The 15727-nt window shown below is 68.7% G+C and carries 13 protein-coding genes; 6 read left to right on the forward strand and 7 right to left on the reverse strand.

The window, feature by feature from the left end:
* Positions 1–28 precede the first annotated feature (28 nt).
* A complete protein-coding gene (locus WMF28_RS35890; RefSeq protein WP_437598038.1) occupies positions 29–556 on the forward strand; it encodes a peroxiredoxin family protein in 528 nt (175 codons plus the stop codon).
* 75 nt (positions 557–631) lie between these two features.
* Positions 632–2503, forward strand: coding sequence for a hypothetical protein (locus tag WMF28_RS35895; protein ID WP_437598039.1), 1872 nt, complete (start codon positions 632–634; stop codon positions 2501–2503).
* A 36-nt stretch (positions 2504–2539) separates the two neighbouring features.
* Here the strand turns inward: WMF28_RS35895 and WMF28_RS35900 are convergent, their stop codons facing one another.
* Entirely contained in the window at positions 2540–3862 is a 1323-nt protein-coding gene (locus tag WMF28_RS35900; RefSeq protein WP_437598040.1) for a hypothetical protein, read from the reverse strand.
* Positions 3863–3957: 95 nt separating this feature from the next.
* On the opposite strand from WMF28_RS35900, the gene WMF28_RS35905 reads away from it, so the two are divergent.
* Together WMF28_RS35905 and WMF28_RS35910 are read left to right on the forward strand one after the other, a co-directional pair.
* The gene (locus WMF28_RS35905) at positions 3958–4947 is read left to right on the forward strand and encodes a diacylglycerol/lipid kinase family protein (protein ID WP_437598041.1); all 990 of its coding nucleotides are present in this window, start codon (positions 3958–3960) and stop codon (positions 4945–4947) included.
* Between the two features lie 130 nt (positions 4948–5077).
* Positions 5078–6040, forward strand: coding sequence for an acyl-CoA desaturase (locus tag WMF28_RS35910; RefSeq protein WP_437598043.1), 963 nt, complete (start codon positions 5078–5080; stop codon positions 6038–6040).
* A 161-nt stretch (positions 6041–6201) separates the two neighbouring features.
* Here the strand turns inward: WMF28_RS35910 and WMF28_RS35915 are convergent, their stop codons facing one another.
* On the reverse strand, positions 6202–7887 hold the full coding sequence (locus tag WMF28_RS35915) for a CTP synthase (RefSeq protein ID WP_437598044.1): 1686 nt from the start codon (positions 7885–7887) through the stop codon (positions 6202–6204).
* A gap of 448 nt (positions 7888–8335) precedes the next feature.
* Between WMF28_RS35915 and WMF28_RS35920 the strand changes: the two genes are divergently transcribed.
* Positions 8336–9235 carry a fumarylacetoacetate hydrolase family protein gene (locus WMF28_RS35920; protein WP_437598045.1) on the forward strand — a complete coding sequence of 300 codons (900 nt, stop codon included), beginning with the start codon at positions 8336–8338 and terminating at the stop codon, positions 9233–9235.
* Positions 9236–9272: 37 nt separating this feature from the next.
* Here WMF28_RS35920 and WMF28_RS35925 read toward each other — a convergent pair whose 3' ends face one another.
* Together WMF28_RS35925 and WMF28_RS35930 are read right to left on the reverse strand one after the other, a co-directional pair.
* Positions 9273–9755, reverse strand: coding sequence for a hypothetical protein (locus WMF28_RS35925; RefSeq protein ID WP_437598046.1), 483 nt, complete (start codon positions 9753–9755; stop codon positions 9273–9275).
* Entirely contained in the window at positions 9752–10267 is a 516-nt protein-coding gene (locus tag WMF28_RS35930; RefSeq protein WP_437598047.1) for a hypothetical protein, read from the reverse strand. The genes WMF28_RS35925 and WMF28_RS35930 overlap by 4 nt, the downstream gene beginning before the upstream one ends.
* A gap of 170 nt (positions 10268–10437) precedes the next feature.
* Between WMF28_RS35930 and dacB the strand changes: the two genes are divergently transcribed.
* Positions 10438–12012: a D-alanyl-D-alanine carboxypeptidase/D-alanyl-D-alanine endopeptidase gene (dacB, locus tag WMF28_RS35935; protein ID WP_437598048.1), complete on the forward strand. Its 1575-nt coding sequence runs from the start codon at positions 10438–10440 to the stop codon at positions 12010–12012.
* Between the two features lie 162 nt (positions 12013–12174).
* Here the strand turns inward: dacB and WMF28_RS35940 are convergent, their stop codons facing one another.
* The 3 genes from WMF28_RS35940 to rpmI all read right to left on the reverse strand — a co-directional run bounded on the left by WMF28_RS35940 (position 12175) and on the right by rpmI (position 15664).
* Positions 12175–13971 carry a sigma-70 family RNA polymerase sigma factor gene (locus WMF28_RS35940; RefSeq protein ID WP_437598049.1) on the reverse strand — a complete coding sequence of 599 codons (1797 nt, stop codon included), beginning with the start codon at positions 13969–13971 and terminating at the stop codon, positions 12175–12177.
* Positions 13972–15080: 1109 nt separating this feature from the next.
* Positions 15081–15440, reverse strand: coding sequence for a 50S ribosomal protein L20 (rplT, locus tag WMF28_RS35945; RefSeq protein ID WP_437598050.1), 360 nt, complete (start codon positions 15438–15440; stop codon positions 15081–15083).
* Positions 15441–15466: 26 nt separating this feature from the next.
* Positions 15467–15664 carry a 50S ribosomal protein L35 gene (gene rpmI / locus WMF28_RS35950; protein ID WP_437481252.1) on the reverse strand — a complete coding sequence of 66 codons (198 nt, stop codon included), beginning with the start codon at positions 15662–15664 and terminating at the stop codon, positions 15467–15469.
* Between the last annotated feature and the right edge of the window lie 63 nt (positions 15665–15727).

Below are 15727 nucleotides of genomic sequence, written 5' to 3' on the forward strand. Positions count from 1 at the left end.
GCTGGCCCATTCGCGACGGAAACCCTCGATGAACCGAACTACCCGCTGCGCGCTCTCGCTGGTGTTCACTGTCCTTGGCCTCGCGACCACCGCGTGCGGAGCAGCCTCCGGCGGCCCGGCGGCGAGCCCTGCACCGGACTTCTCGCTCCCCGCCCTCGACGGCAAGACAGTCAGGCTCTCGGACTACTCCGGCAAGAGCGTCGTATTGATCGACTTCTGGTCGACCACCTGCGATCCGTGCCTGGCGGAGATGCCCCACATCGTCGAGCTCTACAAGAAGCACAGGGACAAGGGGTTCGTCGTGCTCGCCGTGTCCCTCGATGGACCGGAGTCCCGCGCGCAGGTGAGCAGCACGGCGCACGATAGGGAGATGATCTTCCCCGTGCTCCTCGACGAGGAGACGACCGTGGCCGCCAAGTACAATCCGAAGCGCGAGCTCCCGTTCTCCGTGCTCATCGGCCGAGACGGCTCGATTCTTCACAAGCGCGGCGGGTACCAGCCCGGCGACGAGGCGATGCTCACCGAGCAGGTCGAGAAGGCGCTCGGCCAACCGTAGGAACGGAGGGACTCGCGCTCGGCGCCGCGCCGCGACGACGCTCCACAGGCGATAGGTCCATGGTAGGAACGCGAGGTGCGCTCCCTGCTCCAAGCCGCCCTTCCCTGTCTGCCCGCAGCGTCCCTCCTCCTCGCCGCCGGCCCCGCGGCGGCGATCGATCTCCCGAACGTCGGCGGCAAACCGATGGCGGTGGACGTCGTGAACACCGCGGCCGCGGTGTACCACTTCGACAACCGGAACGACGATCCCCGCTACGCGTCGCGCTACCTCGACGACCACTACGGCGAGATCCTCGACCGGCTGGACGCACAGATCAGCTGGTGGCGTCTTCAGCTCGGCGCCCGGATCGATGCCGCCCTCTATGTCGGCGCGCCATCGGCGACCAGCGCCGACCTGCAGCAGAAGATCCTGAACGATGAGGTCTTGTTCGAGATCAACGACGCCAGGCGGGAGCTCCACTCGCGGTACCGGAACACGGTCTATCCGGCGAAGCTCTGGGTGACCTACACGCAGCCAGGCATCGAGGCCACGGCAGGCGATTTTTACGCCCAGCTCGGGCGCGGCCTGGTCTTCAGCGTGCGCAAGATGGACGAGCTGGCCATCGACACGACGGTCCGAGGTGGCAGGCTCGCGATCGAGCACGATTTCACGCTCCTCCGGCTCAAGGCCATGGCCTTCGCCGGGCAGCTGAACCCGCTGCGCATCGACAGCGCGAGCGGCAGGAGACTGCACGGCGCCGGGTCGCCCCTCTTCTTCGGGTTCCCCGACGCGGAGAGCGCGGGCAACCTGATCACGGACGAGTCGACGTTGGACGCGCAGGGGAATCCGCGCACCGTCAAGAACGTCGCGGAGGCGCGGCCGAGCTACGTCGAGGACACCGTGCTCGGCGGAAGCCTGGAGGTAGGGGTGAAGGGCGTGCAGCTCGCCGCGAACGGAGCGCTCCTCCGCGGCGAGATCGGCACGTTCAGCGGCTCGATCGGCGTTCCCTCGATCGCGGAGCACGGGGACGTGTATGTCGAGGTGGCCGGCCAGCCGGGCCGAACGGAAGAGGGCCGGCGCATCCGGTCAGGCTATGCGATCTACGCGGCGGCGAACGCCCGCAGCGGGCCGCTCGCCGTGTCGCTCGAAGGGAAGCACTATCGCCGCTTCTTACCGCTCTCGGCCAGCATCGATGCCGATGTGCTGAACCCCGGCTTCAGCGCGCCCGAGTACAAGGGCCTCGCGTACAACCAACCTCCCACGGCGGAGCCCGTCTATGTCGAGCCGATCGGAGCGCCGAATGTCTGCGCGACAGGCGGGCGCGGGCGCGTCGACTACCGCTTCAACCGGAGAGCGTCCCTGTACGCCTGGGTCGGTCATTACGTGAGCTTCACGGAGAAGGCGAACGAGGAATGCATCACGGACGACGCAAACCGCACCGACACGTGGGACGTAGCGGCAGGCACCGAGCTCCACTTCGATAACAGCCGCTCGCACGTGCGCGCGTGGGCCGGAGCTCGGCAATCCGACGAGGCCGATTCGGAGCGCGCCTTCTACAGCGAGGGCTACGTCCGCTACGACATCGTGAAGCACCTCGCCGGAGCATTTTCCATCCAGGCGCAGGGCAACAGCCGCCGCCGCTACAGGCCAGAGAATTTCGAGTCGTCCTGGATCGAAGGGGACAACTACCTCGCGCTCCAGTGGTCGCCCCACCTGGCTGCAATTTTCGGTCACGAATACACATCCGTACCTGGTTGCGAGCCCGGCAAGGACGGCGAGCTCTGCCACCTCTTCAGCGGGGGGCTGCAATGGAAGTCCGGCTCAAAGAGGACGACGCTCGCTCAGATCGTCGACACGGCGCAGCTCTTCGTCGGCCAGCGGCGCGGTGGCCTGCGCTGCGTCTCCGGTGTGTGCCGGACCTTCCCGCCGTTCGAGGGTGCGCGGCTCGAGCTCGTCTCGCGGTTCTGAGCGGCCGGGCGCTCGTCGGGCCGGGGCCGGCGCCGCTCAGGACGCGCCGAGGATGGCGCAGGCCACAGAGATCCTGACCTGAGGCACGGCGTCGGCGAGGAGCAAGGCAGCGCGAGGGCTCTCGCCGAGCTCGACCAGGCCGGTCGCCGCCGCCTCCCGCACCGGGATCTCCCGGGATCGGAGATCGCGCTCCAGGAGCGGCACGGCCGCGCGCACGCCTGCACGGGCGAGAGCTCCCCGCGCGAGCACCGCGCGCGTCGACGTGCCCGAGGCGAGCTTCATCAGCCACGCGACCGCCGCGGAGCGCTCGCGCGCTGCGACGGTGTCCGGCGGAGCATCGACGTGGCGGGCGTGGACGGCGAAGGCCACGGCGTGGTCCGGATCGTCCTTCGCTTCGAGGAGCGCGGCTCGCACCGCGGGGTCCTCGAGCGGCGCGGAGAGGATGGCGTAGACGCGATCCCTGCTCTGACTGGCGCGGATGGCGCCGATGAGCACGGAGACCGCTTCCCCGGCGCCATCGCCGCCCACGCGCACCAGCGCGCGCGCCGCGGCGATCGCCGGGGCGCCGCGCTCGGTGGAGATCGCCCAGAGGAGCTGCGCGCGGCCGCCGTCGCCGAGGGCGCGCGGCGCCGCCCACGCCTCGGCGATCGCTTCACGCCCGGGTTCATCCGAGAGGGTCCAGATATCCCGTAACGCCAGCACGACCTCCCGACCGCCGAGCGCGCCGGCGGCACGGATCGCGAGCGTCCGCGCGAGCGGGTACGGGTCGAGCCGCGCCGCTTCGAGCAGCGCGCCCCGGTCGCTCGGGTCCGCCGCTGCGATCGCGGCGCGAAGCGCCGAGACGCGCACCTCCTGATCTCCGTCGAGCATCCGCGAGCGGCGCACCGCGCCGTCCGCGGCTGCGACGAGGGCTCGCGTCTCCAGCGCGCGGAGCGCCGCGTTCTTGCCAGGGGACCTTCCCGCCGCCGCATCGTTTGCGTACAGCTTCACGCGCTCTGGATCGGTGATCCCTGCCTCGAGGAGGATCATCGCCGCGGCTGTCGTGACCGCGTCCGAGCCCGCCGCGCGCTCGGCGAGCGCGTCCTCCAGGGGGCGCGCGCAGGTCCGGATCTCGCGCAAAAGATCGACCCCGGACGGCGGCGTCGCGCGCGCGATCTCCCCCTCGGCGACCGCACGGGCGATCGCGCGTGCGGCGTCGCTGTCCAGCGCGCCGCGGCGCAGATCGTCGTTCAGCGCGCGGCGCAGATCGTCGAACCTGCCCGCCTCGGCCGCGCGTATCGAGGCCGAGCTCGCGCAGCCGATGACCGCGGCGAGCGAGAGGAGGCCGGCGAGGATCGACCCGGAGAGCACGCGGTGCATGAGGCGCCTCTTACCGCGCCGAAGTGCGCGCTCGAAGCCCCTTCGGCTCGACCAGCCGGGGAATCCGTTCTATACGGCGCTCACCTCCCGGCACCATGCGTATCGACGTCATCGTCAACACCACGGCGCGCCGGTACCGGGCGAGGCCTTCGCTCATCGACCGCATGTCGGCCGCTTGCGCTGGCGCGGCGAAGCTCCATCTGACCTCGAACATCGCGGAGCTCGAGGAGGTCTGCGATCGGATCGCGCAGCGGGGCACGGATCTCGTCGCGCTCTCCGGCGGCGACGGCAGCTTCATGGCGGGGGTCACGGCGCTCGCTCGCGCCTTCGGCGAGAGCTCCTTGCCGCCCCTCGTCCTGCTGCCAGGCGGAACCGTGGCGACCGTCGCGCGGAACTGGGGCATGGCGGGCGATCCGGCTGCGCTCCTCGAGCGGATCATCCACGAAGCTCGCGGCCGCCACGACGGCGCCGCCCTCCGTGGGACCGTCCGTCGGCCCACCTTGCGCGCGCGAGCGACGACGCGCGGCGGAGTCGAGGAGCGCATCGGCTTCATCTTCGGCACCGGGCTCGTGGCCAGCTTCTTCGATGTCTACTACGAGCGCGGAGGGGACGGATACGGCGCCGCTGCGCGCATCGTGGCGCGGGTGTTCATCGAGTCCTTCTACGGCGGCTCGTATGCGCGGCGCGTGCTCGACCCGTTGCCCTGCACGATCGACGTGGAAGGACGGCAGCTCGCCCCGCGCGCCTGGTCGCTGATCTGCTCGTCCGCGGTGCGCGATCTCGGCATCCACATGCGGGTCACCTACCGGGCCGGTGAGGATCTCGAGCGCCCGCACCTCGTCGCCAGCGCGCTGCCCCCCCGAGAGCTGGGCCCGCGCGCCCCGCTCGTCGTTGCGGGCCGGAGGATCGGCGGCAGGGATCACTTCGACGATCTCGTCCGCGATTTCACGGTCCGGTTCGACGCCGCGCCCGGCGCGACGTCTCCCGGCGACGGTCCCTATATCCTCGACGGAGATCCCCTCCGGGCGAGCGAGATCCGGATCTCCGCCGGGCCGTCCATCGACGTCTTGCCCCTGCGCCCCTGAGGCCGCGCGCTCGCCGGTGGCGTGCGCCCGCTCCGTCAGGCGCCGGGCGCTGCGTCGCGTGACGGAATCATGACCAGTGTCGTGAAGCCCAGTGACCGGCGTGCTCGATGCTCCATGCACCTTGGAAACCATGACGCACGCCCCTGCATCGAGCCCTACACGAGTCGTCGTACCGAAGTCTGGCCCGGGTCTCGGCCAGCTCTTCAACGTGCTCGGGATCGTCGCGATCCACGTGGGCACCGTGGTCGCCATCATGCGAGGCGCCACCTGGAAGCTCGCGGCGCTCGCTGCGGCCACGTACTTCATCCGGATGTTCGCTATCACGGCGGTCTACCACCGGTACTTCTCGCACCGGAGCTACAAGACGAGCCGTGGCCTCCAGTTCCTGCTCGCGCTGCTCGGGACCACCGCGACCCAGAAGGGCCCGCTGTGGTGGGGGGGAACGCACCGCGTCCATCACAAGTACTCGGACACCGAGCGCGACGTTCACAGCCCGCTCCGCAGGGGGTTCTGGTACGCGCACCTCGGCTGGTGGCTCGGCCGCGAGCACGAGGAGCTCGACCTCAAGCGGATCCCTGATTTCGCGGGCTTCCCTGAGCTCCGCTGGCTGGACCGCTACCATGTGATCGGGCCGCTCGGCATGATGGCGCTGCTCGTCGCGGTGGGCGGCTACGATGCGTTCCTGTGGGGCTACGTCGTGTCGACGTGCGCGCTCATGCACGGCACGTTCACGATCAACTCCCTCGCGCACGTGTTTGGCTCGCGGCGTTACGCGACGACCGACACGAGCCGCAACAATTTCTGGCTCGCGCTGATCACGCTCGGCGAGGGCTGGCACAACAACCACCATCACTACATGAGCAGCGCGAACCAGGGCTTCTTCTGGTGGGAGGTCGACGTCAGCTTCTACATCCTGCGCGGGATGGAGAAGCTCGGCCTGATCTGGGACCTCAGGACGGCGCCGGCGCACGTGCTCCAGCGGAACCTGATCAAGGAGGTCGGCGAGCGCTCGCCGCTTCTCGCCCCTCACGCCGCGCCGGTCGAGCCGCTCGACGCCCCGCCTCTGGGCCGGCCGAGCCTCGGCGACGTCTGACCGCCCTCCCCGTTCGGCATCGAACCGCTGACGGACGAAGGCCGCTGGTCAGCTTTCGTCCGTCAGCGCTCGCGGCAGCCCGCTCGATAACCTGAGCCGGCCCATGCATCCCGCCGCCGACGTGGCGGCCAGAGATCCGTCAGGGCTCCCCGGTGGAGCCGCTAGTTCACGGACGAAGCAGCTTGCTGGCTGTGAGCGGTGGCGGAATCGCCGGGCTTCGGCTTCTCGGCCTTGTTGCGCTCGCGCTGTCGCTCCAGGCCGGCGCGGACGAACCGAGCGAAGAGCGGGTGCGCGCTTTGGGGGCGACTCTTGAACTCGGGGTGGAACTGACAGCCCACGAAGTACGGGTGCTCGCGCAGCTCGACCATCTCGACGAGCCGCTGGTCGGGCGACGTCCCGGAGAGCACGAGCCCCTTCTGCACCATCGCTTCGCGGTACTTGTTGGCCACCTCGTACCGGTGCCGGTGCCGCTCGCTGATGCTCGTCTGCCCGTATGCCTCCGCAGCGACCGAGCCCTTGTCGAGCACGCACGGGTACGCGCCGAGACGCATCGTCCCGCCCTTCTCGACGACCCCCTTCTGGTCGGGCATCAGATCGATCACCGGGTAGGCGGCGTTACGATCGAACTCCACGGAGTTCGCTCCCGCCATGCCGCAGACGTGCCGCGCGAACTCGACGACCGCGAGCTGCATGCCGAGGCAGATCCCGAAGAACGGGATCTTCTCCTCGCGCGCGTAACGGATGGCCTCGATCTTTCCCTCGGTCCCGCGATCGCCGAAGCCGCCGGGCACGAGGATCGCGTCGAGGTTCGAGAGCAGCTCGGGCGCACCGCGCGCCTCGATCTGCTCGGAGTCGATGTACTCGAGCTCGACCCGCACGTCGTTGTGGAGCCCGCCGTGGACGAGCGCCTCGTGCAGCGACTTGTAGGAGTCGCGCAGGTGCACATACTTGCCGACGACGCCGATCTTCACGATGCCGCGGGACGGCTTCTTGAACCGCTCGACGATGCGCTGCCAGGATGAAAGATCCGGCTGCCTCGCCCAGATGTTGAGCAGCTCGGTGATCTTCTCGTCGATCCCCTCGGCGTGGAGGACCAGCGGGAGTTCGTAGATGCAGTCGACGTCGACGGCCGCGATCACGCAATCGACCGCAACGTTCGAGAAGAGGGAGATCTTCTCCTTCATGCTGCGCGGGAGCGGTCGATCGCAACGACAGATGAGGATGTCCGGCTGGATGCCGATCTCGCGCATCTCCTTCACCGAGTGCTGCGTGGGCTTCGTCTTCAGCTCGCCCGCCGTCGCGATGAACGGCACGAGCGTGACGTGCACCGAGATGGCGTTCTGCGCGCCCGACTCCACCTTGAGCTGGCGGATCGCCTCGATGAACGGGAGCGACTCGATGTCGCCCACGGTGCCGCCGACCTCCACGATCGCCACATCGGCCCCGTCCGCGGCGGAGCGGATGCGCAGCTTGATCTCGTCCGTGACGTGCGGGATCACCTGCACCGTCGCCCCGAGATACTCGCCGCGACGCTCTTTCGAGATGACCGCCTCGTAGACGCGGCCCGTGGTGAAGTTGTTCTGCCTCGTCATCCGGGCGAGCGTGAAGCGCTCGTAGTGCCCCAGATCCAGATCGGTCTCCGCGCCGTCGTCCGTGACGAAGACCTCGCCGTGCTGGTAGGGCGACATCGTGCCGGGATCGACATTGATGTACGGGTCCAGCTTGAGGTGGGTGACCTTCAACCCACGGGACTCCATCAGCGCCCCGATCGACGCCGCAGCCAGTCCCTTGCCGATCGACGATACGACTCCGCCTGTGACGAAGACGAACTTGGTCCGCTTGCTCATGACCCATCGCTCCGCTGCGCCGTGTGCGCGCCTGTAACCAGTTCCTCGATCGGCGCTCAAAGGTGAGCGCCGACGAGGCTCGGCTGTCCACGGCAAATGCCTTGCCCGGCTTACAAGCCGCACGGCTCCGTCAACAGAACCGAAGCCGGAGGAAACCCCGCGAGGGGGAATCCCGCACCGGCAACAGAACCTGACCTGCCGTGCGAGCCCGTCTGCAACCGGACGGGCCCGAGGCAAGCCTGCGCGACGTGATGCCGCTCTGAATCCGCCGGCATTCTAGGCCGCTCTCCCAGCGCGTCAATGCAAAGGGCAATCCGATCTCCCAAGAAGGCCTGGGCCCCTCGGGATCGGGCCCGACCGCGGCCGCGGGAGCGGGAGCTCCAGCCGCCCGAGGCTTCGGCGGACCGGGATGGTACGCTCCGCCAGCGCTCCGCGACCTGGCCACGCCATGAGAATCGCCCACGTGCTCCAGCTGGCGACGTCCACCCAGGTCGTCGCGCTGGAACGGGACGGTGCGCTCTACGACGTCGCGGAGCTCGAGCGCCACTTCGGGACGAAGCTCGCTGACATCCGCGGCGTCTCGGACTTTCACACCCGCGTCGTGGCGCTCCGTTGTGCCGGTCTCCACGCGCTGGACGACCGGCTCCTCAGCGGAGATCGCCCCTCGTCGACGCAGCTGCAACCGGCCACCGTCCTGTGGCTGCCTCCCTGCGCCACCGACCGCGCGGCGTACATCCAGCTCGGGCCTTACGCGCACGGCGCAGAGCGCCCCTGGTATCGGTTCGGCAACAGCCGCGCGCTGCTTGGACAGGATGCAGCGATCCCCTTCCCCGCGCTCGAGGACGACCCCGACTACGAGCTGAACCTGGCGGCGCTCCTCTGCGAGGATCTTCGGCGCGCCACGCCGGAGGAAGTGGAGCGCGCGATCGCCGGCTACACCGTGCTGAACGACTGGACCGCGCGCGGCCTGGAGGCGCGATCGCTGGCGGGCGGGTTGCCACCTTCAGAAGCGAAGGATTTCGCGACGCAGCTCGGCCCGGTGCTCGTCACGCCCGACGAGCTCGGCCCGGTCGCGGAGCTGCGGACCCAGGTCCGCGTTGGCGCCGAGGCGCTCCCCTGCTCTCGCGTCGGCGAGTGGGCCTTCTCGCTGATCGAATCGGTCGCGTACATCAGCAACCACATCGAGCTGCGCGCAGGCGACGTGGTCGGAGCAGGCCGGGTCTTCGGCGGGAGCGCCGGCCGGCAGGTGCCGTACGGCGCCAGCGTGGAGCTGATGATCGAGCGCATCGGACGACTGACCGGCAAGCCGGTCCGCGGCCCCGCTCCGTTGCCATGGCGCCGCGGGTGAGCGGCGCCGGCGCATCGCCGCGCGTGGCCCTCGGCGGTCAGAACGAACCGACGACGCCGAGGCCCACGCCGGTCGCGGTGATCACCGGGGCCGGCCGCACCGTCAGCGCCGCGGGCTCCACCGGCTGCGCCGAGCGTGCCTCGGTGGTCATGAAGACGCCCTCGGCGACGAGGCCGAGGCCAGCGAGCTGCGCGAGCCCGCCGACGACGGTGAGCGCCCCGCGCAGATACAGCTTCGCTCCGCAGTCCGGATCGTCAGCGGCGCAGTCGTTCTTGGCGAGCGCGAGCCAGGGGCCCGCGATCGGGATCTTCAGCTCGCTCGACCCGGGCACCTCGGGCCAAGAGGACGCGGCCAGGAACGCCGCCCCATAGGCGAGGGCCGTCACGGCCGCCCCGCCGACGATGACCTTCGCGCGCGCTGACGACGGCGGATACCGCGGAGGTACCGCTGGCTCCTCCGCGTCGGCGGAAGCAGCGGTCAACGCGAGCACGGCGGCGACGGCGAGGGCGGAGCTCTTCATGGAGTCTTCGTGCTGGAGGGCGCGGAGCCGGACTTCTTCGACGGCAGCTTCACCGTGTACGGAACCTCGAGCGGCTCGCCATCGAACGGCAGCACGATCTCTCCGACGAAGGCACGCTTGACGCAAGATTCGGCAGGCGTTCCGGCGAAGGGCGGCCCGACCAGCACGTCGGTCACGCGCCCCTTCTGGCCGTCGAACACGACCTTGACCTCGCCCTCGCCAGTCGGCGCGCTGGGCACGACCTCGGCGCAGTTCGCCGCCTTGTCGCCCCCGCGCCGCAGCGCGATCTCCATCTGCTTCTTCTGGTCGACGTTGAGCCCGCCGCCGTCGTCCGGTGACGCGCTCGTCTCGGCGGCGTCCGAGCTGCCCGTCTCCGCCGGTGCGGCCTGGTCGGAGTTTGCCTGGTCGAAGTTGTAGTCTTCCCCTGCCTGCTTGGGCTTGGCGCCGGAGCATGCCGTCGCCGCGAGGATGATGAGCGGCAAGAGCGCGCGGGTCGAATGCTGCTGGGACACGGAGTCCTCCCTTCGAACAGAACGTGAAGGTGTGCCTGCGCGCACCGTAGCAAGCTCTCCTTTACAAGGACAACCCCGAGCGCGCACCGAGAAGCATCGCCGGGCTGCGCCGAGGCGGTCGACCGGAGGAAGCGCCCGCGGTGGAGACATTGTAGACCCGGAGAGCCGTCATGCCTCGACATCCCCGCCGCGCCGTATCCGTGGTCGCGCTCGTGCTCTCGTCGATCCTCGCCCGCCCGGGTGGCTCGCAGCCGCTCGACGGCGGCACGAACCCCGCGGAGCGCTCGACCCGCAAGGAGGAGCTCACGCACGGCATCCCCGGTGCCTCGAGCGCACCCCGGTCGCCCCTCGGAGCGCATGGACCTCGAAAATTCGACCCAGGCCGCGCTCGAGAGCAGCTCGAGAAGCTCGCCACCGGCGTGCATCGCTCGGGGGGGCGGGTCGGCGTGCTCGCGCTCGACATCGCGAGCGGAGCGACCCTCGCCGCCTTCGACGAGCGCGGCCTGTACAACCCCGCATCCAACGCGAAGCTCTTCACCGCAGCCGCTGCGCTGCGCCTGCTCGGCCCGGGCTACCGCTACCTGACCGGCCTCTACGGGGAGGCATCGAACGGGAGCGTCGCCGAGCTCGTGCTCCGAGGTGCCGGAGATCCGTCGCTCAGGACGCGCGATCTCTGGGAGATGGCGCGCGACCTGCGCGCGGCCGGCATCCGCAAGGTCACCGCGATCGCGATCGACCAGGGGTACTTCGACGCGCGCTTCGTGCCTCCCGCCTTCGAGCAGCAGCCGGATGAGTGGGCGGCTTTCCGCGCCCCGGTCGCTGCGGCCTCGCTGAACGCGAATGCCTTGCGCTTCACGGTGCGCCCGTCGAGAGCGGGTCAGGCCGCTTCGGTCGCGATCGATCCTCCAGGCTTCACGGTGCTTCGTGGCACCGTGACCACCGCGAAGCGCGGCACGCCTGAGAAGATCGTCGTCCGACTCGAGCCGAGCGGTCAGCGCCTCGTCGCGCACCTCAGCGGGCACGTTCCGGAGGGCGGCCGCGCGGTGAGCCTCGCGAGGCGCGTCGATGATCCGCGCATGGTCGTGGCGTACGCGCTCAAGGAGATGCTGCAGGAGGTGGGCGTCGAGGTCTCCGGTGAGGTGCGGCTCGGCGGCGAGCATCAGAAGCGGCTCCTTGTGGCTCACCGCTCGGCGCCTCTCGGCGAGCTCCTCGCCCCCCTCGGGAAGGACAGCGACAACTTCTACGCAGAGACGATCTTCAAGACGCTCGCCGCCGAGAAGCGCGGACGCCCCGGCACAGCTGAGGCCGCGGCGGAGCTGGTCGGCGAGATCCTGACCGAGCTCGACGCCTTCGGAGAGGGCGTCGTCCTGCGGAACGGCTCCGGCTTGTTCGACGCGGCCCGTGCATCGCCAGCGTCCATCGTCCGGCTGCTCCGCGCCGCGCACCTCGATCCGGCGCTCGGCGCGGACTTCACCGCGCAGCTCGCGATCGGCGGCGTGGACGGGACCTTGCGCGGCCGCTTCCGCGGGTGGTCGAAGGAGCGCGCCATCCGCGCCAAGACGGGGACGCTCGCCTCGGTGGTGGCCCTCTCCGGCTACGTCCTCCCGCCGCCCGGCCGATCTCCGATCGCCTTCGCTGTCCTGGCCGCCGACGTCCCGGGGAACATCGAGCCGGTACGAAGAGCGATCGACGACTTCGTCGGTGCGCTCGCCGACGAGCTCTGGAAGGGTGCGCGCACGCCGTGAAGGCATGCGCGTCCACGGCCACGTGTGCAGCCGCGACGAGCTCCCGATCCCCGCCCGCCGCTGCGCGTGCCCACGCACGAGCGGGATCAGGCGGCTCGATCAGCACGGCCGCGCAGCGTTCGCTGCGCGGCCGCATCATCGTACCCGCTCGGCGCTCGTCGCTCAGTAGTCGCGCATCTGCTTGCGGATCTTGCCGAGCGCCTGCTCCTGGAGCTGACGGATGCGCTCGCGCGACAGGTTGTACTTGTCGCCGATCTCCTTGAGCGTGAGCTCATCCTCATCGTCGAGGCCGAAGCGCCAGCGGATGATCCGCGACTCGATCGGCGTGAGCGTCGTCAGAAGCCGCCGGACCTCGTCGCTCCACTTCCTGTTCGCCAGGTGGTCGAACGGCGACAGCGCGTTCTCCTCCTGGAGGAAGTCGATGAACTTCCGCCCGTCCTCGTCACCGACCGGGCGGTCGAGAGAGAACGGCGTCTCCGCGTAGAAGTCCTTCACCTTGTCGAGCTTCTCGCGCGGGACCCCCGTCTCCTTCTCGAGCTCCTCGATCGTCGGCTCGTGCCCGGTGCGCGCGATGATCGCCTGCGTCGCCCGCGCTACGCGGTTGTACGTGTCGAGCATGTGGACCGGGATGCGGACAGCGCGGCCCTTGTCGGCCAGAGCTCGGCTGATCGCATGCCTGATCCACCAGGACGCATAGGTCGAGAAGCGGTAGCCGCGGCTGTGATCGAAGCGCTCGACCGCCTTCATCAGCCCGATGTTGCCCTCCTGGATCAGGTCGATGAGCGGCAAACGCCCGCGGTTGTACCGGCGTGCGATCGACACGACGAGCCGCAGGTTGGCCTTCACGAAGCGGTTCTTCGCGTCGTGCTGCGCCTGGAAGGATCGCTCGACCCGATCGAGATACCGGCGGTACGAGCTGGACAACGGGAGCCTCGGCCGCGTGGGACGCGTCTCCTCGGGATCGCTCACGTCGTCCTCGAAATCGGGCTCGCGCACGAGATCGCGCGCGATGGTGAAGGCACGCGCCATCCAGAGGCGATCCGAGTCGGGCAGCCGGACGGCGGCAGCGAGCTCCTCGGAGAGCTGGGTCCACGGCTTCTCCTGCTCGGGCAGGAGCTTCCCCTTCTGCTTCTTGGCCAGGCGAACGAGCTTCTGCAGCTCCGCGATCTGCGGGGCCTTCACCTCATCCTCGCCGGCCTTCACGACATCCTCCTCGAGCGCGGTGAGGATGTATTCGGCCGCAGGCAGGTACGAGAGGAGAGCCACCCAGTGGTCCACCTCCGTGCGCTCGACCGCGCGTGCGGTGTCGAGCTCCTCGTCCGGCCCCATGACGGGATGCAGCGCCATGTCGCGGAAGTAGCGGGCGAGCATCGAGTCGCCGCCGCCGTCCTCGACATCCTTCAGCTCCCGATCCTGGCTCTTCGTCCGCTCGGGCTGAGGCAGCCGCTCGATCGGCCCGATGTCCAGGTCGATGAAGTCGGCCGCCCGATCCTCATCCAGGATCTCCGCCGGGCGGGGTCGGACGGCGGTCTCCTCCGCCTGGTCGTCTTCCAGAAGGTTGAGGGCTGCGATTTCTGGCGTGGCTGTCCCACCCTGAGCGAGCGGGTCGCCCTTCACTACAGTGGCGTTGCTCTTGGTCGACCTCATGGCGGCTCCCTCCACGGTGGTAGCTCCTTGAAAGTGCGAGCGCGGCGACTGGCTGTCCCCGAATCCTTCGACCTCGGAGACCCCCGGATCGGTGGTCTGCGATGCCGCCCGCCGGGGAGCCGATGCGGTCTCGGCTCCCTGCAAGCTCTTGGATGCCGCGAGCCGCGCAGAGGTACCTACAGCAGAGGACTTGGCGTTTCTCCGCGCAGTTTCTGGACGGCGGGCGGTCGACGTGCTCATCTTGGTCTTTGTGTCGGCGTTCACTTCTAAACGGCTGACCTTGCGAGATTGAAATGCCTCGTCACCTTTCAACGGCGGGCGAGACGATTTCGTGCCAAACAGGGAGCAGGAGCTGACCGAAGGAGCCCCTGTTGAAACTGGCAACCGCTGGTGCTTTCTTTTGATTCCGGTCGAACTCTTCGCGCCTGAGGCAGGCCTGCTCTTGCAGAGTGATGCCCTTGAGCTAGCTCCCGATGGCAGCCTAACTCCAGAAGCAAGAACAGTGCCTTTATTGGCGTGCGTTCCGTGTTCTCCCGTTTGAGAGCTTGACCTGGGTGCGGTATGTAGAGTGGAAGGTGCCGTCCGTGTCGTGTCGAGCGAAACATTTCGCTGCGACCGAGCCGAACTGCATGGCTGGGTACGCTTGTGGGGACGCAACAACATCGGCGACCTGTCTCCTTGGGGGGCACATCGAGCTCGCTGGCCTCCCACGGTTTGGTAGGGCCGCCCTCGCAGCACAGGCAAGGGAATGCGCTGTCCTTTCCAGGGTCTAGGATGGGCCGAAGCCGATCGCTGAGGCCGTTCTCTCAGTGAGCTTCGATGTTTCCTGAACCTGGGCCTCCCGATGGCAATGTCGAGCCCTCACCCGACGGCTGAAGGCGGAGAAGGTTATTTTTCACGACAGATCGCCTGGAAAGTTAGTATTTCCAGGCATCGGGCCAGGCTCAGCGGCGTCGCAGCGAAGTACGCCCCCAGACCCGGGATGACGGACGGGAATGGCCTGAGGGACGTCAGGTCCCGAACGTGCGAGGCCCACGTCGAGCGGCGGTGGCTACCCGGTGGAGCGCTCAGAGATCCTGAAGGTGGGTCCGAGCTTACCCTGGCAGCAGGGTCATAGGGTGCCGTCAAAGATGCGTAACCGGCGTGCAGGATGTGCACACTGTGCATTTGTTCGGCACCCATTCGCCTCACCGTGGGGAAGGGCGACGCTTCTTACGCCAAGGGCATAACGGCCTGCCCTCACAACGATGACGCTCGGACCTCTACGCCACGGCGCATGGCCCGAGCGGCCTGCTGAATGAAGCAGGCTCGGCGTAAGAAATGCTACAAATTGTCGTGTTGGCGTCCAGACGGGGCGGTCTAGCAGGCTCGACCGGCTGACGGAAGCTCAGCGGAACGAGCAGGCAGACCGCCCGGTGCCGTCACTTCGCGGCGGCAGGCGCGGCAAGCTTTGCCACGGCACCGAACGACGCCGGATCGTGGATCGCGATCTCCGAAAGGATCTTCCGGTCGAGCGCGATGCCTGCCTTCTTGAGCCCGTTCACGAGGCGAGAGTAGGTCGTGCCATTCAGGCGCGCGGCAGCGTTGATCCGGGTGATCCAGAGACGACGGAAATCACGCTTCTTGAGCTTACGGCTGATGTAGCCGTACTCCCAGGCATGACGCAGGACCTCGACCGCCTGGCGGAAGCGATTCTTCCGGCCGAGGAAGTAGCCCTCGGTTTGATTGAGGACGCGGTTGCGACGACGACGGGCCTTGAACCCTCTTTTTACGCGCGGCATCGGAGTTTTACCTCACTGATCCAGGGTCAGCCGTAAGGAAGAAGCAGCTTGACGCGCTTCTCCATCGCCGAATCGACCATGTCGTTCTTGCGGAGACGACGCAGGCGCTTCTTGCTTTTTTCCTGCATGCAGTGGTTGAGCCCGCACTTGCTGCGGCGAATCCGGCCGGAGCCGGTCACCTTGAACCGCTTGGCCGCGGCCCGGTTCGTCTTCATCTTCGGCATGACGCCCTCGATCCGAGTGCCTACCGCTCCCAGCGGCCACCCTCCGAACCACCGGAGAGGCTG

The sequence above is a fragment of the Sorangium sp. So ce590 genome, assembly GCF_051521365.1.
Lineage (GTDB): Bacteria > Myxococcota_A > Polyangia > Polyangiales > Polyangiaceae > Sorangium.